The 21,779-nt window shown below is 44.3% G+C and carries 12 protein-coding genes; 5 read left to right on the top strand and 7 right to left on the bottom strand.

Going from position 1 to position 21,779, the window contains the following annotated elements:
- Positions 1-71 precede the first annotated feature (71 nt).
- The 3 genes from AC6RV6_RS14800 (at position 72) to AC6RV6_RS14810 (ending at position 2,921) form a co-directional block, all read left to right on the top strand.
- Positions 72-1,331, top strand: a complete 1,260-nt coding sequence (locus AC6RV6_RS14800; protein ID WP_500241634.1) for an AAA family ATPase — start codon at positions 72-74, stop codon at positions 1,329-1,331.
- A 19-nt stretch (positions 1,332-1,350) separates the two neighbouring features.
- Positions 1,351-2,004 (top strand): HNH endonuclease signature motif containing protein, encoded by a 654-nt coding sequence (locus AC6RV6_RS14805; protein ID WP_500241635.1) that lies wholly within the window; start codon positions 1,351-1,353, stop codon positions 2,002-2,004.
- A 62-nt stretch (positions 2,005-2,066) separates the two neighbouring features.
- Complete coding sequence (locus AC6RV6_RS14810; protein ID WP_500241636.1) at positions 2,067-2,921, top strand: DUF72 domain-containing protein; 855 nt, start codon at positions 2,067-2,069, stop codon at positions 2,919-2,921.
- A 5-nt stretch (positions 2,922-2,926) separates the two neighbouring features.
- Here AC6RV6_RS14810 and AC6RV6_RS14815 read toward each other — a convergent pair whose 3' ends face one another.
- The 3 genes from AC6RV6_RS14815 to AC6RV6_RS14825 form a co-directional block, all read right to left on the bottom strand.
- Positions 2,927-3,895, bottom strand: coding sequence for a protochlorophyllide reductase (locus AC6RV6_RS14815; protein ID WP_500241637.1), 969 nt, complete (start codon positions 3,893-3,895; stop codon positions 2,927-2,929).
- A gap of 318 nt (positions 3,896-4,213) precedes the next feature.
- On the bottom strand, positions 4,214-6,958 hold the full coding sequence (locus AC6RV6_RS14820; protein WP_500241638.1) for a UPF0182 family membrane protein: 2,745 nt from the start codon (positions 6,956-6,958) through the stop codon (positions 4,214-4,216).
- 145 nt (positions 6,959-7,103) lie between these two features.
- On the bottom strand, positions 7,104-8,639 hold the full coding sequence (locus tag AC6RV6_RS14825) for a GAF domain-containing sensor histidine kinase (protein ID WP_500241639.1): 1,536 nt from the start codon (positions 8,637-8,639) through the stop codon (positions 7,104-7,106).
- A gap of 401 nt (positions 8,640-9,040) precedes the next feature.
- Here AC6RV6_RS14825 and AC6RV6_RS14830 point away from each other — a divergent pair, with 401 nt between their 5' ends.
- Positions 9,041-13,903: a PAS domain S-box protein gene (locus AC6RV6_RS14830; RefSeq protein WP_500241640.1), complete on the top strand. Its 4,863-nt coding sequence runs from the start codon at positions 9,041-9,043 to the stop codon at positions 13,901-13,903.
- On the opposite strand, the gene AC6RV6_RS14835 is transcribed toward AC6RV6_RS14830, so the two are convergent.
- The gene (locus AC6RV6_RS14835) at positions 13,900-14,763 is read right to left on the bottom strand and encodes a hypothetical protein (RefSeq protein ID WP_500241641.1); all 864 of its coding nucleotides are present in this window, start codon (positions 14,761-14,763) and stop codon (positions 13,900-13,902) included. The genes AC6RV6_RS14830 and AC6RV6_RS14835 overlap by 4 nt on opposite strands.
- A complete protein-coding gene (locus AC6RV6_RS14840; protein WP_500241642.1) occupies positions 14,760-16,376 on the bottom strand; it encodes a tetratricopeptide repeat protein in 1,617 nt (538 codons plus the stop codon). Before AC6RV6_RS14840 ends, AC6RV6_RS14835 begins: the two co-directional genes overlap by 4 nt.
- A 1,331-nt stretch (positions 16,377-17,707) precedes the next feature.
- On the opposite strand from AC6RV6_RS14840, the gene AC6RV6_RS14845 reads away from it, so the two are divergent.
- Positions 17,708-18,268 (top strand): Uma2 family endonuclease, encoded by a 561-nt coding sequence (locus AC6RV6_RS14845; protein ID WP_500241643.1) that lies wholly within the window; start codon positions 17,708-17,710, stop codon positions 18,266-18,268.
- 7 nt (positions 18,269-18,275) lie between these two features.
- Here AC6RV6_RS14845 and AC6RV6_RS14850 read toward each other — a convergent pair whose 3' ends face one another.
- Both AC6RV6_RS14850 and AC6RV6_RS14855 read right to left on the bottom strand, forming a co-directional pair.
- Complete coding sequence (locus AC6RV6_RS14850; protein ID WP_500241644.1) at positions 18,276-18,890, bottom strand: Uma2 family endonuclease; 615 nt, start codon at positions 18,888-18,890, stop codon at positions 18,276-18,278.
- Positions 18,891-18,970: 80 nt separating this feature from the next.
- Positions 18,971-21,544: a DUF3536 domain-containing protein gene (locus tag AC6RV6_RS14855; RefSeq protein ID WP_500241645.1), complete on the bottom strand. Its 2,574-nt coding sequence runs from the start codon at positions 21,542-21,544 to the stop codon at positions 18,971-18,973.
- Between the last annotated feature and the right edge of the window lie 235 nt (positions 21,545-21,779).

Genomic DNA, 21,779 nt, shown 5'->3' on the forward strand with positions numbered 1-21,779 from the left:
TTAAGTATATAATAGAGTTGAGTCAAGATAGTTATTTTCTCAAACTCATCATATGACAAGGGAACAATATTATGGCCTTACTTGGAGATACAAAATCTAATGCAAATAATGCAAAAGTCAACACATTTGCTAAGATTCATCTTGACAACTGGAGACAATTTAATTTGATCGATCTTGATTTGAGCAATCAAGTTACAGTTTTAACAGGTCAAAATGGATGCGGAAAAACCACTATTTTAAATATATTGAACAGACATTTTGGCTGGAATATGAATTTTGTATCAACTCCATTTATCAATAAGAAAACGAAAAAGAAATTTTTCTCTGATATATTCAAATTGTTTGAAAGCCCAGAATCGAAAAGCAGTAATAATGTAATTCTAATTGGTCATATTGAATATAGCAATGGTGTTAAATCTAATTTACAAACCAAAGAAATTGTAAATGCCAGATACAATCTAACATTTCAGAATATGCAAAGCGTTATAGGTTTGCATATTCCTTCGCATCGACCTAATGCTACTTATCAACAGGTAGCTCAAATTCCTACAAATCCGAAAACGATCCAACAACAGTATCAAGATTATCAAAGTTTTTTGTTCGCCTCATACAATTCAGACAATGTGAGAAACCCAGGATTAATCTTAAAACAATCCTTAATTTCTCTTGCATTATTTGGATATGGTAATCAAGCTGTTATACCAAATCAAGAATATCTCAAGGTCTTTGAAGAGTTTCAGGAAATCTTAAGAAAAATAATGCCTGAAAGTATTGGATTTGAGAAAATTGAAATTAGAATGCCTGATGTTGTTCTCATAACACGATCGGGGGATTTTTCCTTAGATGCTATGTCTGGAGGAATTAATGCTTTACTAGGTATGGCATGGCAAATTCATATGTATGGAGCAGATAAAGAACAATGTACTGTTACAATAGATGAACCTGAAAATCATTTACATCCCAGTATGCAAAGAACCTTGTTACCTTCTTTAGCAAAAGCATTCCCAAAATACAAATTTATTATTGCAACTCATAGTCCTTTTGTTGTTTCTTCAATGCCAGAAGCCAATGTTTATGGATTGATATATAATGAAAATAATCGAGTTGAATCTCTTAAGATTGAAGAAGCAGATTTATCGGGAACTCCTAATAAAATTCTGAGAGAGATCCTCGATGTTCCCTCTAATTTACCTGTTTGGGTAGAAGAGAGAGTAAAAAAATTGCTCGAATCTCTTGACGAACAAACACCGGAAGAAAGAGCAAATCATTTATTTGCATTGTTAGAAGATTTAGGAATCTCCGATCAGATTTCAGAATTTAACTTTCATTAAAATTAAGTATCAATAAGAAATGAGAAATTTGCAAAAATTAGACGAACCTGAAATTTTATCTAAAAATAAAGAAAAATGGCTACAAGATTATTTGGCAGATCCTAAAAATGACTATAAGAAAACTAAATATCGCGATAAGGAAATCAAAGACACTTTAAAAAAAGAGACTGGTGATAAATGTATTTATTGCGAGAGCAAAATAGGACAGAATACTCCGGGTGATATCGAACATAAAATTCCAACCTCTAAAAATAAAAGCCTACATTTTACTTGGCACAATTTAACAATTGCTTGCTCTGAATGTAATCGTAGAAAAAGAGACTATTATAAAGAAGGGCAAGAATTTTTAGATCCTTACAAAGATGATGTAGAATCTCTAATCGAACATTATGGAGCTACTGTTGGTTGGAAAAGTGGTGAATCGAGAGCAGAAATCAGCGTAAAAATTCTAGAACTTCATAATGGTACCAGAACACCTCTAATTTTGAGAAAAATCGAAAAAATAGAAGACTTAAATCATGTGATAGAACGGTATAAAAAAGAATCCGATCCCATGCTGAAACAACTTTTGAAAAAACGGGTAGAGGAAATGTGCGATCGCACATCAGAATATTCCGGCATGATTTTATCGATCTTGAAATCCAAAAATATATTAAAAATCATCCAAAAATAAAGATAATGAGCAGAGTGATATAATTAACCCTATAACCAACAACAGATAACCAATAACAAAAGATGAGTTTTTATTTGGGGTGTGCAGTTTGGTCGTATAAAGGATGGGTGGGAGATTTTTATCCAGAGAAAACGAAACAGGGAGATTTTTTGCGCTTGTATGCCGATCGCTTCACCGCCGTCGAGGGCAACACCACCTTCTACGCAGTCCCAAATCCCGAAGTTATAGAGCGCTGGGCGGCTCAAATGCCACCGGGATTTCATTTTTGCCCTAAAATGCCGAAAACCGTTACTCACGGCGATTTATTAATACCGAAATTGGCAGACGCGATCGCTTTTTTAGAACGAATGAGAGGACTCGGCGATCGCTTGGGTGTCACCTTCATTCAACTTCCTCCCAGTTATAGCCCAGAAGCATTTGAAGACCTTAAATCTTTCCTCTCGCAACTTCCTCGAAAAGACTATAAACTCGCCCTAGAAGTACGCCATATTGATTGGTTTAAAGAGCCAAATTGCGATCGCTTAAATCAATTATTGCAAACCTTCAATATTGGACGAGTCCTCCTCGATACCCGTCCCGTTTATGAATCTTCCGACGATCCGCAATTGCATTCCCGCACCCGCAAACCCGATGTTCCTTTACAGCCAATTGTCACCAGCGATTTTAGTCTCATTCGCTTTATTTCCCATCCTCAATCTCAATTTAATCAAATCTTTCTGCAAGAGTGGGCGCAACAAATCGATCGCTGGTTGCAAGCAGGAAAAACGATTTATTTTTTCGTTCACTGTCCCGAAGAAGAACATTCTCCCCACACCGCACGAGATTTTCAAGCCTTATTAGAAAAACAGGGGACATCCGTTCCAGAATTGCCGTGGAATCGTTTAAAAATGCCCCCTAAACAGTTAAGTTTATTTTGATTTGACTAAGCCAACCCAACTAATTTTTCGCTTAAATCCCACATTTTCTTGGCCTTAGCATCATCGCTCCCCTCGGCGGAAAGTTCCTGTACAAAGGCTTCACGGCCTTCCTGCTGGCGATTTCCCCAACTCCAATGCACTCCCGATTTAGTATAGTTGCGATCGGCGACAACTTCCGCAACTCTTTCTCCTGCGAGTTCTTGAGTGACATAACCGCCGGTAATATTCTTTTGAAACCAAGGAAAAATTGTACGAAAGAGAGGGAAATGATTGCGGAATAGAGGAGTATCTGCGACGCAACCGGGATAGATGGAACTGACGACAATCCCCGTTGTATTGTGATAGCGGCGATGCAATTCTCGTGCAGTGAGCATATTACAGAGCTTGCTATCTTTGTAGGCTTTCCCAGACTTAAATTTTTTACCGTTAATCATAGCAATCGGCTCTTTGAACCCTGCTTCAAATCCTTGCAAATCACCGAGATCGGGAGGTGCAGGAATGGGAATTTTACCCCCTAATTCTTTACTATTGGCGGTAACAGTGCCTAAAATTACCAGCCGTTTTGTCGGGACGGGAGATCTCCGCAAATCATCTAACATGAGATTGCAGAGCAAGAAATGCCCGAGATGATTAGTCGCAACGCTTAATTCATAGCCGTCGGGACTGCGGAGAGGTTCTTTTTGTAAAGGTAAATAAACCGCCGCATTACAAACGAGAGCTTCTAGCGATCGCTCGCTTTCTCGAAAGGTTTTGACAAATTGACGCACGCTATCTAAGGATGCGAGATCAATCTCCATGACGGTATAGTTTTCTTCAGGGATTTGTAAATCTTGCGCGGCTTTTTTCGCTTTGATAATATCCCGACAAGCCATCACCACAAACCAGCCTTTTGCTGCTAGTGCTTTCGCCGCATACAATCCGACTCCCGATGATGCGCCCGTAATAATTGCCGTTGATTTCCATGTCTCTCCCATGCTCGTGAAGCTCCGTTAACCATCCTAAACTGTGGTAATAAAGTCTACATCACTCCCACTGGCTCTGAATCCCCCAATGGGGTAGATTGTAATATTTTGTCGCGATCGCGCCACAAACTGCTGATATTAGTTAATAAGGCGATCGCACTGCTTAATCAAGCTCCTTTTGTTCTACCCGGTGTTTTAGAAATCTATAAGCCTCTTTTTCTTCAGGTTTTTTGGCTGAAGCAATGAAGGTAGCCATCGGGAAAACTAAGCTGTTATTTTGTCTATAGTTGATTAAAAATCTCTGGTGAGCTCAGAATGCGATCGCGTTTTTTACTCCCGATTCAAGCGTAACAAAATCTGCTCCAACTCCTGATTGAAGCGACCGTATTCCGACCAATTTCCAGTTCTTAAAGATTCTTGTGCCTTTTGATAGGTTTCTAACGCAGATTGAACCAATGAAGAGGTTTCAGTGTTATTTTCATTTTCTTTTTGTGGTTGAGAACTCGTCGGAGACGCAGAACCAAAAAGCGCCGCTAAAGCAGATTCTAAACTATTTTCCATGACGCTTTTTTGATCGTAAATAGCAATCACTCGTTTGAGTTCTGGTAACTGTCCTGTTTCTGCTCGTAAATAGACGGGTTCGATATAAAGTAAAGAATCTTCAATGGGAATAATTAACAAATCCCCTCGAATAACTTTCGATCCTTTTTGACTCCATAACGTTAACTGCTGCGAAATTGTGGGATTTTGATCGATCCGAGCTTCCTGCTGCATGGGTCCAAAAATAAGCTGTTGTTTAGAAAATTCATAAACGAGGGTTTTTCCATAATTTTCCCCATCGGAACGAGCCGCCATCCAAGCTACCATATTTGATTTTTCTACCGGAGTAAAGGGCAGAATTAAGACAAATTCTTCTTGTTTGGATTGAGGAAGGCGCATAATTGTGTAATAAGGATTCATTTTTTCTTTTTGCCCTTCATAAATTTGTAAAGGAATTGCCCACATATCTTCCCGGTTGTAAAATACTTCGGGATTGGTCATGTGATAAACAAGATACTTTTGGGCTTGAATGTTAAAAAGATCGATGGGATAGCGAAAATGTTCTTGAACTGCCGCAGGAACCTCCTCGGAAGATTGAAAAAGATGAGGAAAAATACGACGATATGTTGTCAATATTGGATCGTCTTCATCCATTGCAAAAAACTGCATTGTTCCATCATAGGCATCGACTACAATTTTGACGGAATTGCGGATGTAATTTAATTTCGGAATAGCGGGTTCAAAAGAAGGCTCGGAATAAGGGTAGAGATCGCTTGTTGTATAAGCATCAAAGATCCATTTTAATCGTTTGTCCACAATAATCGGGTAAGCATCGCGATCGAGTTGAAGAAAAGGAATAATTCTCTGGACGCGATCGCGAATTTGACGGTGGTATAAAATACGCGAATCGGGAGTAAAATAACCCGATATTAAAAGTTTTAAATCGCCAAAATGAAACGCATAAATGAGACGATTAAAAAATCCCGGAATGGGAACACCACCTGCTCCAGAATACCGATAGGCTGCATTTTTTTTACCGTCAGGATAGTCAAATTCATCGGTATCCATGCCAGTAAAAATATAGCGATCGGTATTTTCTCCATAATAAATTCGCGGTTCTTCAATCTCTAAATCTGTTGTCGCAATTGGCGGAATATCTTTGATTAATAATTTTGGTAAGCCTTCAGGATTCACTTGATTAACAGGACTCATCACTAAACCATAACCATGAGTATATTTTAAATGTTGATTAACCCATGTTTGACCGCGTGGAGGTACTTGATCGTAAGCGAGTTCTCGTACAGAAAGCATCACTTGTCGATAAGTATTATCGATAGTATAGCGATCGATATCGACATCTTTGAAGTGATAATAAGGACGAATTTCTTGTAGTTCTTTGTAGGTACTTAAAAGGGGGCGATTGTCCCACAAACGAATATTATCAATCGTTGCCGAATTCTCTGCCAAAGTTTGTAGATCTAGATTAGATTTAACTTCATAAAGTTGAGTTTTTATCCGATCCAACCCGTAGGCTTTGCGCGTATATTTAATATTATGTTCGATATAGGGTTTTTCTTTAGTAAGCTCGTTAGGAGAAACCACTAATTGCTGTTCTAAAATAGGAATTAAGCCTTGAAAAATAAACGAGATTACGATATATATTCCAACGGAGAATAACGGCAAAGTCAAGCGACTTTGACCGATAGAAACCAAGAAAATAACAGCGAGAGTAAGCGCTAAAAATCCCATCAAAATGAGAGCGATCTGGCGGGTATGAACATCCGTATATCCTGTGCCAAAAACAACCCCCTCGGTAGAATAAAGAAGCTGATAGCGTTGCAGCCAATAGCTAACAGCAACCAAAACTGCGATCGCTGCCAATAAACTCATTAAATGTGCTTTCACTCGGCCTGCGAATAACCTCGCCCATCCTCGACTGAGATCGATGTTTCCTTTGAATAAATAAACGGGAATTGAAAGAGCCAATCCTCCGAGACATAAAGCCAATAATCCATTTCTTACACTGACATAGAAAGGGAGTTGAAAGATATAAAAACCAATATTGCGCTGATAAATCGGGTCGAAAGTGGTGAAATCTGTTCCTCGCAAAAATTTTAGGACAGTTTCCCAAATATCCGTACTTGCTGCCGCCGCAATTAAAGCCAAGAAGACGATCGCTGCAGTCGCCAGAAAATTAAACAACTGACCCACGGCATCGGGAGGAATCTTATAATAATTGCTGGCAGGGAGAGACCGAAAAGTCTGCTCTCGCGTTAAATATAGAGCAAGGCGATAATTAAAACCTAGAAAAAGAGCAAAAACCAGAAAGACGAGCGCCCAAGATAGCGATCGCCCCAGCAGCAACGTCCAAAAGACTTCGCGATAGCCAACAGCTTCAAACCACCACAACTCCGTTAGAGTACGAATGGCAGGAGTTAAGCCAATGAGGACTATTAAAACCAGAACGAGAAGCAAACCTGTCATTCTCGGACGCACCTTAGCACCTCTATCCCTTGGCAAACGTTCCATCAGCATTAACTCCCTTGCTTCTGACTTTTCTATTTTGACATCTTTGCTCCCCCATCGAGGTCTTTCATTCTCCTCGCATGCACCCAGACTGAGTTACCGCTATTCTTAAACTTTGTTTGAGCAGCGAAAGAAAGAACCGACTCTCAGATCGTTAATTATGGATGGTTAACTGGTGAGACTGCTCGAGTTGGGGAATTTTGAAGACATAGCGATAGCCACCTTCTCGGGATTTCTCCACAGTAATTTGCCCTCCGTGCATTTCCATTAACTGACAGCTTAACAATAGCCCGAGGGTCTCTCGTCCTGCCTCTTCAGTTAACTTGCGATCGCGTTTATTTGTTTGTAACGTTTCGAGCAGCAAAGCCAGAGTTTTTTGGGGCGATTGTTCATTTTGAGTCGGAGTGGAGGTCGGAGGTGTCGTCTCTTGCCAACAGGGATGAGCCGCCCAGAAAGCAATATTGAGAACTGGGAGGAGATTAACGGGATCTTCAATTTTACGACAGATATGAACGTGAATCTCGCTCCCCGCAACCGTTGCTTGAATGAGACTGTAACCTAGAAAATACAATGCTTGACGTAATTTATCTTTGTCGAGCAACCAGATCCGGTTACCCGGCTCGATCGACAATCGCAAAGTTTGCTTCTCTTGCTCGGCAAGGGATTGTAATTGATTGAGAGATTGCTGGCAAAGCATCTCCACATCCACTGGAGAAAGTTGCAATCGCTCGTTGTTGGGGTCTAGGACTCCTACAGCCAGCATCTCTTCTACGCGAGAGAGCAAATCTTGACCGCTCGTATGAATGATGTCGAGATATTTTTTTTGCTTGTCCGTCAGAGGACCGTAAATTTCCTGTTCCAAGACGCGAGCCATGCCGATCACAGAGGTTAACGGGTTGCGCAAATCCTCCGTCAGTCCCACCATCAAACGCATTTTCAAGAGGTTGGGCGAAAGTGCAATCATTCCGTTCTCACTTTTGGCCAAAGTGAGAGCAATTTTCTCAGCAGGAGATACCAAACCGAGTGGAGAAAGATAAGCATCTTCAGAGGTTATCGGAGCAGGTAGCGTTAGGGAGCCTTCATATTCACTCACGCACCATCGTGCGGTTAGAGTTAAAAAATCAAGCTCGCGATCGCTAAATTCGCGAGGCGCTAAATCCATCACCGCGATCGCCCCAATGCAGTCCCCCGAGCGAGCAATGAGCGGTGCGCCCAAATAAGCGTGAATGCCGTAATACTGGAACAATAAACTACGAGCAAAATTGGAGTTTTCGGCAATATTAGCGATGCTCAAAGGACTGGCCGCATCAATAACATACTGACAAAATGATTCGGAGTGCGGGAATTTGCGAAAAACAGCCAGATCGTTCCTCAAACCGAGTTGAGATAATCCCCATGCAGATTTCAGCCATAATTCGTTCTGCACCTGAATACCGATAAAACAAATTGGCATTTCGGGAAATTGAGACGATCCTGAAACGACCTCATGGGAGGAATTCGAGCCGATAAAGCGAGCAGCAGTCTGTACGGCTTCATCAAAAATAGGAATGGTCTCAGAATTTAATAATCCCAATTGGTTTAATCTCTGCAAGTGCCGTTTTTCTCGTTCTTCCGAGGTCAAACCGTCCAAACGACAAAAGAGTCGATTTTGATAGGTGATGGGACTGCGATCGCTTTGCTCCATAATCATTTTTAGTTTAGTGGCGAAAGGAAACCAACCTCGAAAACGAGAACGAATCTTTTCTCATCAACCTTAGTCTTCCCGCGATCGCTTCTCAATGAACAATCAATAATACCTCAACGAGAGATTGCATCGAACCCTCGCAGTCGATGGCGATTCGGGTTCGTACCCCTATGTCGATCAATCAATTTCAGGGTATCATAGCAAGATAAGGTGTTAAGAAAAGCGTGCATTTACCGAAGATCGAGGCATAAACTCGACGCAAATAGGGGCATCCTTCGGCAACAAAGAAAAAACTCGCAGAAAGAAAAAAGCAAGTCATTCCTGAATTCAGGAAATTTTGGGTGTATCAAAAAAAAGTTCGATCGCTAACGACTCTCGGATGTTCCCTAAAATCCCAACCCATTATCATGTCAAGTTTTGAGATTCCCAATTATTTGGATTTGGATGCTCTACCCCGCTTTCATGTTGAGGAAGCAAATGTCAGTCCTCGCGCTTTGAATATTCACTCTGTAGAGGATAAGGATCTTATGAAACACGCGGCATCCCCAGCCCTTCGCGTTGGTATTTTTTCCCTCCAGCAAAACGAGCAGCAAACGCAGAAGATATCCTCAGCAAAACTCATTACCGCAGCCATCTCGACAGCGATCGAGGAAATCAATGGAGCAGGGGGCATTCTCGGTCAAGCGATCGAACCAATGACAACGGTTGAAGTGAATCATCCCGAGGCATTAGAACGCCAAACGCAAACTCTTTTAGAAGATCCGAGGGTGAAAGCAATTTTTAGTTGGGGAACGTCTGAAACGCTACGCCAAAGATTGTTTTCCCTCGTTGAGACTGCCAATATTCTCCTGTGGCATGCCGATCGCTATCCCGGTGGCGAAACCTTTTCTCGCGTCTTTTATACCGGTACCTGTCCCAACCAACGGGTCGAGGCCGCGATCGCTTGGTTGCAAGAAACCGAACGGAAACGGTGTTATTTAATCAATTCAACGGAACTTCTCTCTCAACGCACGGGAAAAATTTTTGTCGAACAATGGCCAAGACGAGAGGATATTTCTCTGACAACAGTTGATGAAAATACGAATTGGGAGGAATTATTAGGCGCGATCGCTAAAGAGCAACCCGATATTGTTATCGATACCCGTGGGGGTGAAGCTGACAATCTCTACCAGACCTATCAAAACGCCAATCTCAATCCCGAAAACTTCCCTATTTTTGCCCTCAATCTGACCTTAGCTGACATTGAGAATTTCAATGATTTGGCCGAGGGACATTTCTTTCTCAGTCCATATTTTCCCAACCCGTCCCCAACGCTTTCCCCTTCTTCCTTTGTTCCCGCCAACGAAATTGCCGCCGCCGCTTACACCCAAGTTTATCTCTGGAAACAAGCCGTAGAAGCGGCGGGTTCTTTCGATGTCCATCGCCTTCGAGCTGCTGCGATCGGGCAAACGGGCAAGGAAGCCGGACGAATTGTTCGTCTTACCCCCAACCAACACCTCGCTCGCCCTTTATTTATCGGGTGTTACCGCGATCGCAGTTTTCACGTCCTTTATGAAAGCGATCGCGCCCTAAATCCCCTACCTTGGCTCGGCTGTTTACCATCACCCGTTAAACAGTCACCAGTCACCAGTCACCAGTCACCAGTCACCAATCATCAGTCACCAGTCACCAGTCACCAGTCACCAGTCACCAATCATCAGTCACCAGTCACCAGTCACCAGTCACCAGTTCAGAGACAATCAGCAGCAGATAACGAGCAACAGGCAATTCCGAATAATCTCATTGCCGAACTGGAAGGAGAACGAGCGAAACGGCAAGAAATTGAAGCAGCAGTACAAGAATATGGCAGTGCATTGCGAGCCTTATTTGCCGCCACCAGCGATGCGATCGTGATTACCGATGCTCGCGGCTGTTATTTGCGGGTTGCACCGACGCAGCCTCTACCGCCCTTTTCTCACGATTTAATTGGGAAAACCTTACACGAAATTTTTCCCCGAGACCAAGCCGATCGCTTTCTCGGCTACATTCGGACTGCCATCGAGGAAAAACATCCCGTTCAATTCGAGTATCGTTGGGAAAACGCTTGGTTTTCTGCGGTGATTTCTCCGATTAATGAGAATGAAGCGATCTGGATCGTTCGCGATATCACCACGCAAAAACAGAACGAATGGCAACGAGAACAATATTTACTCGAATTCCAACAGCAATTTCAGGAACGAACCTCGGCTCTCAGAGATGTCAGCGATCGCCTCGTCGGGGAAGTGGTAGAACGCCAACACGTCGAAGATGCCCTCAGTGCCGCCCAAGACCAACTGCAAGCGATTTTAGATGCCGTACCGGGAATCGTTTCTTGGATTAGTGCCGACCTGCGCTATTTGGGAGTCAATCATCACCTCGCCGGCATGTTTAACCTCAAACCCGACGTGTTCATCGGACAGGATATTGGTTTTTTAAATGCCAGCGAAGAATTTATCAGTTTTATTCGCGACTTTTTTGCCAGCGAGGTGATGGAAGACTTTCGCGAAATCACCTCCCACGTCCAAGGAAGTTCGCGAACTTACCTGATTGTCGTCCAGAAATACAATGGCGGCAAAGCAGCCTTTACTGTTGGCATTGATGTCACCAAACGCCAAGAAGCTCTCGATGCCCTTGCCCGTTCCAAAGCGCAACTGCAAGCAGTCTTAGAAGCAGTACCGGGGATTGTTTCTTGGATTAGCGCCGATCTACGTTATTTGGGTGTTAACCGCCATTTAGCCAAAACCTTTAACCTGACTCCCGAAGACTTCACAGGGAAAAATATTGGTTTCTTGCAAGCCAGCGATGATTTTAACCAATTCGTGCAGGACTTTTTTGCAGCCCCCGAACAAGATAATTTTCGCGAAGTAGAAGCCCTTGTCGATGGGGAAACCCGCAATTATTTAATTGCCGCACAAAAATATGACGATGGTGCAGCAGCCTTTACCGTCGGCATCGATGTCACCGATCGCCAACGCGCGATCGAAGATTTACACTTTACCAAAGACCAATTACAAGCAGTATTAGAAGCCGTACCGGGAATTGTTTCTTGGATTAGTGCCGACCTGCGCTATTTGGGAGTTAATCGCCATTTAGCGAACACTTTCGATCTTCCCGTCGAAGCCTTTGCGGGACAAAATTTGGGATTTTTACAAGCCAGCGAGGACTTTAATGAGTTTGTCAGTAACTTTTTTGCCAGCCCGGAACAAGATAATTTTCGCGAAGTGGAAACCATTGTCGATGGAGAACCGCGCAACTATTTAATTGCTGCCCAAAAATACGATGAAGGACGCGCCGCCTTTACCGTCGGCATTGATGTCACCGATCGCCAGCAAGCCTTAGAAGCTCTCCAAAAAGCAGAGGCCAAATATCGCACCATTTTTGAAAATGCCGTCGAGGGGATATTCCAAACTACCCCCGAGGGTCGCTATCTCAGTGCAAACCCGGCTCTGGCGAGAATTTACGGCTATGCTTCTCCAGAAGACTTAATCGCCAACCTCGACAACTTAGAGGAACGCTTATATGTAGATCCTCAACGCCGTCGCATTTTCACCCATACGATTGAAACTGAAGGCGGTGTCGTTGGTTTTGAGGCAGAAGTGCGCCGCCAAGATGGGAAATTACGCTGGATTTCCGAAAACGCTCGGGCGGTGCGGGATAAAAAGGGCAAGATTCTCTATTATGAAGGGACGGTTGAAGATATTACCGATCGCAAGCAAGCGGAAGAGAAACTGAGAAAGCTCAATGAAGAGCTAGAAACGCGAGTACAGCAACGTACTAATGAATTACAACAGTTAAACTTGCAATTACTCCTCGAAATTGGCGAACGAGAGCGTATTGAATCGGCTTTACGCACCTCGGAAGCAGAACTGAAAGCCCTCTTTGCTGCCATGACAGATATTATTACCGTCTTCGATGCCGAGGGACATTATGCCAAAATCGTGACCACAAACTCGGAAACAATTTACAGTCCCAAAGCAGAATTGCTGAGCAAAAACGTCCGCGAGGTATTCTCCCCAGAACAGGCACAAATTTTCCTCGATCATATCCAAGAAGCTTTGGAAACTGAGGAAACCGTTTATATTGAATATAGTTTGGATGCTACGCAACAAATAGATTTCCCTTCATCCGATCGCACCGTTTGGTTTTCTGCCAGTGTTTCGCCTTTGCCTAATAATTGCGTCATCTGGGTGGCGCGGAACATTACCAAGCGCAAACAGATGCAATTGAAGGTAGAAAAGGCTGAGGAAAAATACCGCAGCATCTTTGAAAATGCGGCGGAGGGGATTTTCCAATCCACGCGAGATGGACGCTATATCAGTGCAAATCCGGCTCTGGTGGCCATGTTTGGTTATGAGTCTTTTGCAGAGATGGCGGCTTTGATGCCCCAAATCGATCGCTGCTATGTCGCTCCCAAGTTACGGGCTTCTTTCCGAGAACGCCTCGAACGCAAGGGTTCCGTCACGGGTTTTAAAGCACAGGTCAGACGCAAGGATAATAGTTTGATTTGGACTTCGGAAAATGCGCGGGTGGTGCGGGATAATGATGGCAATATCTTATATTACGAAGGGACTGTCGCCGATATTACCAAGCAACAGGAAGCGCAAGATGCCCTACAGATAGAGCGGGAAAAATCAGACCGCTTGTTGTTGAATATTTTACCGAAAGCGATCGCAGAACGGCTCAAACAAAACGAGAAATCCATCGCGGAACGATTCGATCGCGTTTCGATTTTGTTTGCAGATATCGTCGATTTCACCTCTCTCTCAGCGACAATTTCGCCAACGGAGTTAGTGGATTTGCTCAATGAAATGTTTTCTGCCTTTGACAAGTTAGCAACATGGCACAGTGTGGAGAAAATCAAGACGATCGGCGATTCGTATATGGTAGCGGGGGGACTCCTCGATACGACTCCCAATCATGCCGAAGCGATCGCGGATCTGGCGTTAGATATGCAGTTGGCTATCTCTAAGTTTCGGCGAGAGGATGGGCAACCGTTCGAGGTTCGCATCGGTATCAATACGGGGCCGGTGGTCGCGGGAGTTATCGGGATTAATAAATTTATTTACGATCTCTGGGGAGATACGGTGAATGTGGCTTCTCGTATGGAATCTCAAAGCAAGTCGAATGCGATTCAAGTTACGGAGGACACTTACGAACTGATTAAAGATAAGTTCTTTTTTGAGGAACGCGGGGAAATTGCCATTAAAGGTAAGGGGAATATGAAAACCTATTTCTTACAAGGACGGCTTTAGGGGGCATTCTCTCCCCTATCTATTGCATCTTCTTCAGAGGGTAGCGGGAGAGATTCGTAAACGGTGGCATCGTCGCGATCGCTTCTTTGGGCGAGGTCTGCATCTTCCAAGCGTTCTAAAAAGGGCATCAGTTCGCTAAAACTGCGAAAGCCCAATTGTTGGAGATCTTCTATTAATATTTCTTCATCGGATAATTGCCCGCGTTGTGCTAAGAAAAGGCGCACTTGTTCTTCTCTCGCATCTAATGCGGCTTGTTCTCGGAAGGTACGCGAGGCAGCTTTTAAGCCTTGCTTGAGAACTTCTGGGGTAATAGCATCCGCTTCTAAATCTGCTGCTGTGGAGAGGATCGCACGCCCCAAACGATTGAAACGGCGAGGTTTACCGAGGGATATGGCACAGAGGCGTTTTGCAGTTTCGGGGGTGAAGGGCAAAACACAACGGGGATTTTCGCGATCGCGGCAATCATTATCAATTCTCGCACTATTGAGATAATTGATCAGCATTTGATAGGTCGTTTCTTGGTCGAATTCTTTGAGTGAGAGTTTCAGGTCAAATAAGCCCCGTTCGTCGGTTAATAAATCTCCGGTCATGCCGTAAGGATGACCCGTTAGCATGAACCACGCTCGTCCTTTTAGCATTCCTTGCGCGTCGTGCATCAGTTCTCGTACTTGACGAGGGTTCTGTTTGTCGAGGTCGTCGATCGCAATGACAACCCCATCGGGATATTTCTCTTGCGCCCGTTCTAAAAGCGTATCTAAGCTAACAGTAGAATATTGTAGTTTATGAATGGGGATGTTTTTCTCGCTGACTTTAGCTGTAAATATGTTACTGGCACCCACTTCAGCACTACGATCTTTCAAAAGGCGTTTTGGGCGGCTTGATAGCGTTGGTCGATTCTGGCGGCGCGATCGCTTTCTCCTAACTGATTGTAACCTTCGCGAGCGATCTGGAGTTCGCCGATCCCTTTTTTCAGCAGTCCTTTGGAAACGAAAATGCTTCCCAAGCCTTCGTGACTTTGGGCAATTCCGAGGGCATCGTTTAAATGCTCGTATAGGCGCAAAGCATCGCGGTAGTCAATACGAGCATTATCCCAATCGCAGAGGGTTTCATGGGCGCGTCCGGTTTGCAAGAGGGCGTTTGCGTGGGCATGGAGATCGCTTCCCGTACTGAGTTTATGGACGCTATCGAGTAGGAGTTGCAATCCGTCTTGATATTGTCCGTCGTCGATCAGGCGACTCCCCAAGATTGATTGGGTGGCAGGAAGTGCTTGCCATATTTGTTGGCGATCGTAATGTTCGGGGCTAATAGCATCTAAGGCAGTTTGATAAGCCTGTTGAGCTTTTAAGTCGTTAGGGTTTTGGCTGTACTCGTAGCGACGAGAAAGGGCTGTTCCCAAACAATATTGAGAATCAATGAAGTCTGGACTACCAACAGGTGAAACTTCTAGGGCTGACTGGAGCAAATTAATTGCTGTATCTAAATCTTGGCTATTTTCGGTTAGTTCGGCACGTTTTGTTAGCGTTTCTGCTAAATTGCTTTGAGTTTGCGCCCAATCTTGAGGGAATGCAGAGGGAGTATAAACCTGCAAAGCTAATTCATAGGCAGCGATCGCTTTTTCGAGGTTATCAGCCCTCTCTCCTCGGATTCGGTCACCGTAGGCATTTGCAAGGTTGTTTTGCGTTCCAGCCCAATCTTCGGGGAATGCAGAGGGAGTTCTGACCTGCAAAGCTAACTCATAGGCAGCGATCGCTTTTTCGAGGTTATCAGCCCTCTCTCCTCGGATTCGGTTATTGTAGGCAATTGCGAGGTTGTTTTGCGTCATTGCCCATTTTTCGAGGAATGCAGAGCGAGTATAAACCTGCAAAGCTAACTCATAAGCAGCGATCGCTTTTTCGAGGTTATCAGCCCTCTCTCCTCGGATTCGGTTATTGTAGGCAATTGCGAGGTTGTTTTGCGTCATTGCCCATTTTTCGAGGAATGCAGAGCGAGTATAAACCTGCAAAGCTAACTCATAAGCAGCGATCGCTTTTTCGAGGTTATCAGCCCTCTCTCCTCGGATTCGGTTATTGTAGGCAAGTCCGAGGTTGTTTTGCGTCATTGCCCAATCTTGGTGGAATGCAGAGGGGGTATAAATTTTTTGTGCCAGTTGAGAAGCTGCAATGCTCAATTCTAAATTGATTTGGCGCTCCCCTAAAGGAAATTCCTGAATAAAAGCACCAAAAATACAAAATAATGCCGCATTCTTTTGTTGCTCTGTCGATGTTTGATTCGCGATGAATTTCCCAAACACCAAAGGTAATGCCTCTAATAACGATTCATCTAACTGAGTTAAATGGGACTTAAAAAAGTGATGTGCCTCAGTTTTACTGTTCTTTGTCTCGGCCATACATTTTCTGAATGCAAGCATCAATTTACGCGCATTCCGTGTCGGTATTTCCTTTTTCTTGCCAAACCCTTTTTTTTGCTTTGCCATAACCGTTTCCAGACAATCTCGCGTTCTTGCAAGAGGTTATTTTAGTATAGCAATCAGTCTTGCTCGCTTGCGATCCGCCGGGGAATCAAATTCCCCGTCTCATATAAAAAGTCCTCTCAAGAGGACTGCACCCGTCAATTTGATGAGGTAGAATTTTGCAATTGTAATCCATTTTAATGGATTTTTCGTATGAGGCAGGGATTTTCAATCCCTGACGGCTCAACAATCAGAAAGATTCTCTCCAATAGACCCGCGATCGCTAGGCGAGATCCGCCGGGGAATCAAATTCACCGTCTCATATAAAAAGTCCTCTCAAGAGGACTGCACCCGTCAATTTGATGAGGTAGAATTTTGCAATTGTAATCCATTTTAATGGATTTTTCGTATGAGGCAGGGATTTTCAATCCCTGACGGCTCAACAATCAGAAAGATTCTCTCCAATAGACCCGCGATCGCTAGGCGAGATCCGCCGGGGAATCAAATTCACCGTCTCATATAAAAAGTCCTCTCAAGAGGACTGCACCCGTCAATTTGATGAGGTAGAATTTTGCAATTGTAATCCATTTTAATGGATTTTTCGTATGAGGCAGGGATTTTCAATCCCTGACGGCTCAACAATCAGAAAGATTCTCTCCAATAGACCCGCGATCGCTAGGCGAGATCCGCCGGGGAATCAAATTCACCGTCTCATATAAAAAGTCCTCTCAAGAGGACTGCACCCGTCAATTTGATGAGGTAGAATTTTGCAATTGTAATCCATTTTAATGGATTTTTCGTATGAGGCAGGGATTTTCAATCCCTGACGGCTCAACAATCAGAAAGATTCTCTCCAATAGACCCGCGATCGCTAGGCGAGATCCGCCGGGGAATCAAATTCACCGTCTCATATAAAAAGTCCTCTCAAGAGGACTGCACCCGTCAATTTGATGAGGTAGAATTTTGCAATTGTAATCCATTTTAATGGATTTTTCGTATGAGGCAGGGATTTTCAATCCCTGACGGCTCAACAATCAGAAAGATTCTCTCCAATAGACCCGCGATCGCTAGGCGAGATCCGCCGGGGAATCAAATTCACCGTCTCATATAAAAAGTCCTCTCAAGAGGACTGCACCCGTCAATTTGATGAGGTAGAATTTTGCAATTGTAATCCATTTTAATGGATTTTTCGTATGAGGCAGGGATTTTCAATCCCTGACGGATCGACAATCAGAAAGATTCTCTCAAATAGACAATTACGCCCATTGCTGAAGTGTTACACTATAAAAATAAAATGACAAGCCGAATCGACTTGGTTTGCGATCGCCTAAAGTTGTGTTATGAGGAGAAAAAATATGGCAATTGCCGTTTCAGAAATTGCTCATTTTACTCTAGAAGAATATCATCGTGCTATTGAAGCAGGTCTTCTGTGCGATCGTCGAGTCGAATTAATTGCAGGACTTATTGTTGAAATGCCGCCAGAAGAAACGGAACACGTTTATTTTGCAGAAAATCTGGTTAAAAAGCTCGATCGCTCCCTATCAGAACGCGCCTATGTTCGCGAAAGCAAACCGATTACCCTGTCAAATTCCGAACCCGAACCAGATATTGTTATAGCACGATTGCCGCGATCGCAGTATATCGAACACCATCCTTTTCCAGAAGATATCGAGCTATTAATAGAAGTTTCCAAGGCAACGCGAAACCGCGATCTTTCTATGAAAAAGCAACTTTATGCAGCAGAAACAATCTCAGAATATTGGATTGTAGATATCATAAATCGCAAGCTCATTGTATTTCGTTCTCCCGAGTCGGGAGAATATCAGCAAAGAATTGAATTTTCGGCATCTGAAACAGTTTTTCCTTTAGCTTTTCCCGATCTTGAGATCGCCGTATCGGAAATTTTTGCGATTTAGTTGACATTCAACCCCAAACCTGACGCAAATTCAGCAGAAAATTGGATAATATTTCCTCTCCCGATAACTCCGTGGGATTTTCTAATATTTCTACAGGCGATCGCGATCGATAAATTTCGACCCGTCGATTTTGCGGATCGATGAGCCAACCCAGCACCGCACCATTCTCCAGATATTCTCTCATCTTGGCTTGCAAGAGTTCAAGGCGATCGGAACCCGATCGCAACTCCACCACAAAATCCGGGCAAAGTTGGGCAAATGCTCCTCCTCGGTCCGAAATAAGCGATTCCCAACGCTCTTGACTCACCCAAGACGCATCGGGAGAACGAATCGCACCATTAGGTAAAATGAAGCCAGTAGAGGAGTCAAAGGCTTCCCCGGGTTCTCCAGAATTACGCCACCACAAATATAACTCCCCTGAAATATTCCAGTTGCGTTTTCCGGTTTCCCAGCCTGTGGGTGGATTCACAATTAATTCTCCTTTAGCAGTTCTTTCTAGTCTTAAATCTCGGTTAGCAGCAGCGATCGCCGCAAACTGGTCGTGAGTAACGAATAATGCGATCGCCTCGGGCAGTTCGAGAGATAAGGTTTGGGATGTCGATCTAGCGGGGGTTTGTACCATCTGACCAAGCTCGATATAACCAAAAAAAGGGTGCGTTACCCTAGCGTAACGCACCCAATCCTAGAGAGTGACTCAATCGATTACGATCGCACCCATTGACTGACATCAACGGCGAGTTGCCGACCCAAATCTAATAAAATCGGAACATTAACAATATCCCAAGGACAAGATACTGTGTCTCCTTCAACCACAACGCATTGCGGCAAAATATCCCCATGCAGACATCGGAAATAATATTCCTGTACCCGATCCAACGATAAACCCACTTGCAAGCGATCGCCTAACTGGATCGTGCGGGAAATTTGCTGGCTGTCCTCTTGCACTGTCTCGGCATTGGCTTCCCCTAATAATGCCAGACAATCCCGCATGATTAACGCTTCTAAAAGCTGCTTGGCATCAGGAAGATTCAAACGACAACGCATATTTTCCGCTTCCGTCGCGATCGCTTCTAATTCCGTTAGATACATATCCTTGCGATCGCTTTCTCGGGCTTGCTCCAATTTTCCTAATGCTTGCAAACAACGATGAGAAAGGGCAATTTCCGCCGAGACTTTCAACTCTTGAGGAACCGGCAACTCTTCGCGATAAAAGGCTTGCAGGAGACTATAATTATCCCGATATGCCTGTGAAAACAGCCGTTCTAGGTTTCCCTTGCTCTTATTGGCCACCTGTTGGACAATCCACTGACGTTCTTCCGCAAAGAGGGTCTCGAGATCGAAGACGCGATCGCCGAACACTCGGGTCATAGCAAAGAGCGTTTTCGCCACACTGGCATCATTGAGAGCAACAAACAACTTATCCTTAATTTGCGAATAAGCCAAACGTCCGATAAAAGGCTGAATGCAACAATGGAAATCCCAACCGCCAAAATGCAGTACGGCAAAGATAAACTCTTGGCTTTCCCGCGTAATTTCCGAGATTAAACGCAACTGTCCCACGGCAAGGGTTAACGCCCCGATTTGTTGGCGGTGGTAGTCGAGTTGCGTGGCTTCGTAACAGTAGACCCGATCTTCGCTTTGATAGTGTTTGAAAAGTGAAGTGATTGCATAATGTGCCGCCACTCGCTCAAAAGTAATACGGGCAGAAACTACTAACTTATCGTAAACAACGGCACCATTCTCGAAAATTTCTACATTACTGGGAGCTTCCTGCAAGCGATCGCGGAATTCTGCTTCTAATTGCACCCCAGCAATATCCCCCGCCAATTCGATCGCCCGGGCGGCATAACGGAGAATTTGTACCCCTTCTGGTCGCGAAAGTTCGTCAAAGAACCAACCACAACTGGTGAACATGAGTAAAGATTGGCGCTGCATCTCCAATAATCGCAGGGAATCGACCTGTTCTCCCGGTTCGAGGGGATGATTTTGATTGCGGAAGAGGAAATTAATCGTATTCTCGGGGGAGCGATCGTGAATCAGTTGAATGTACTCATCCCGTGCCACCCAAGGCTCGCTGAAAAATTTGCCCCCGTAGGTCTCGTAAATCTCCCCGAGGCGATCGCGCAGCCAATTCAAACTCTCTCGCAAGGGTCGCCGCCATTTCTGATTCCACAACCCACCCCCACCGCAGCCGCAGTCATCCTGCCAGCGATCGACTCCGTGGGCGCAACTCCAAGCCGTGACGGGTTTTAACACCACTTCCCACTCTGGGGCATTCTCCTCGAGGTAATGGGCAAAATTCGTCACCGTCCAACCTCGGTTGGGAAACTCTTGAACGAAGGAATAAGACAAGCATTTTTCTGTTCCGCCTTTGTGATGGCCGAAGGTTTCCCCATCCGTCGCCACGCAAATGAGTTGAGAAGGACGGCGCACGGCTTGTCCCAAGCGTCCGGCAAAATTATCCGCACTATTCAAAACCTCATCAAACCCCATATCCCGAGAAATGGGACCGTCATAGAAAAAGATGTCAATAAAACGACCATCTTCGAGGAAACAGCGATAAGGACGGGTGGGATCGATCTGAGATCCCCCCACGGCCAACCAGTCGGGATCGGCGTTCTCCTCCGTGGGGAGGGGGCGACATTGTTCCGCTTGGGAAGGGGCAAGGATAATGAAGCGAATGCCCTCATCTACCAATACTTTCAGGGTAGGATAGTCTACTGCCGTTTCTGCCAGCCACATCCCCTCGGGATCGCGACCAAAATGAGAGCGAAAATCCGCTTTTCCCCAGCGAACTTGGGTGTATTTGTCTCGTTCGTTAGCAAGGGGCAGAATAATATGATTGTAGGCTTGAGCGATCGCATTGCCGTGACCGTTGAGGCGTTCTCCACTCTGGCGATCGGCAGCGATAATGCCTTGGTAAACCTCGCGATCGTGGCGTTTCAACCATGACATCAAGGTCGGCCCCACATTAAAACTCATGTACTCGAAGTTATTGACAATGCTAACGACTTCTCCTCGTTCGTTGAGAATGCGGGAAAAAACATTGGGGCGATAGCATTCGTAGAGGATGCGTTCATTCCAATCGTGACAGGGATAAGCACTGGGTTGACGTTCGATCGCATCGAGATAAGGATTTTCCCGGGGGGGTTGATAGAAATGACCGTGAACTGTGACGCAAACTCCAGTAGCTGGGACGCGGTGGGTTATAGAAACGGTTGAATTGCCAGCGATCGCTTGAGTGGTAGTGTGGCTTTGTGTCTGGGCTTGAGGCATGAATTTCTCCCAATAGGAACAAACAAGGAAATCTAGGATGAACTGAGGTAATGACAACAAACAGAATTAAAAACCAAGAAAATTCATTCTCAATCTCTTGAAATCCTTAAAACTTTATTAAATTAACAGGAATTTTAAGCGATTTAACCATCCTCTATTGAATCGTAATTTTAAGATAAATTATCAATTTTGTTAAGGAACTTAACAGCAAATTAAGATAATTGGGGAAGAACGG

Source organism: Spirulina sp. LEGE 11439 (assembly GCF_059821285.1).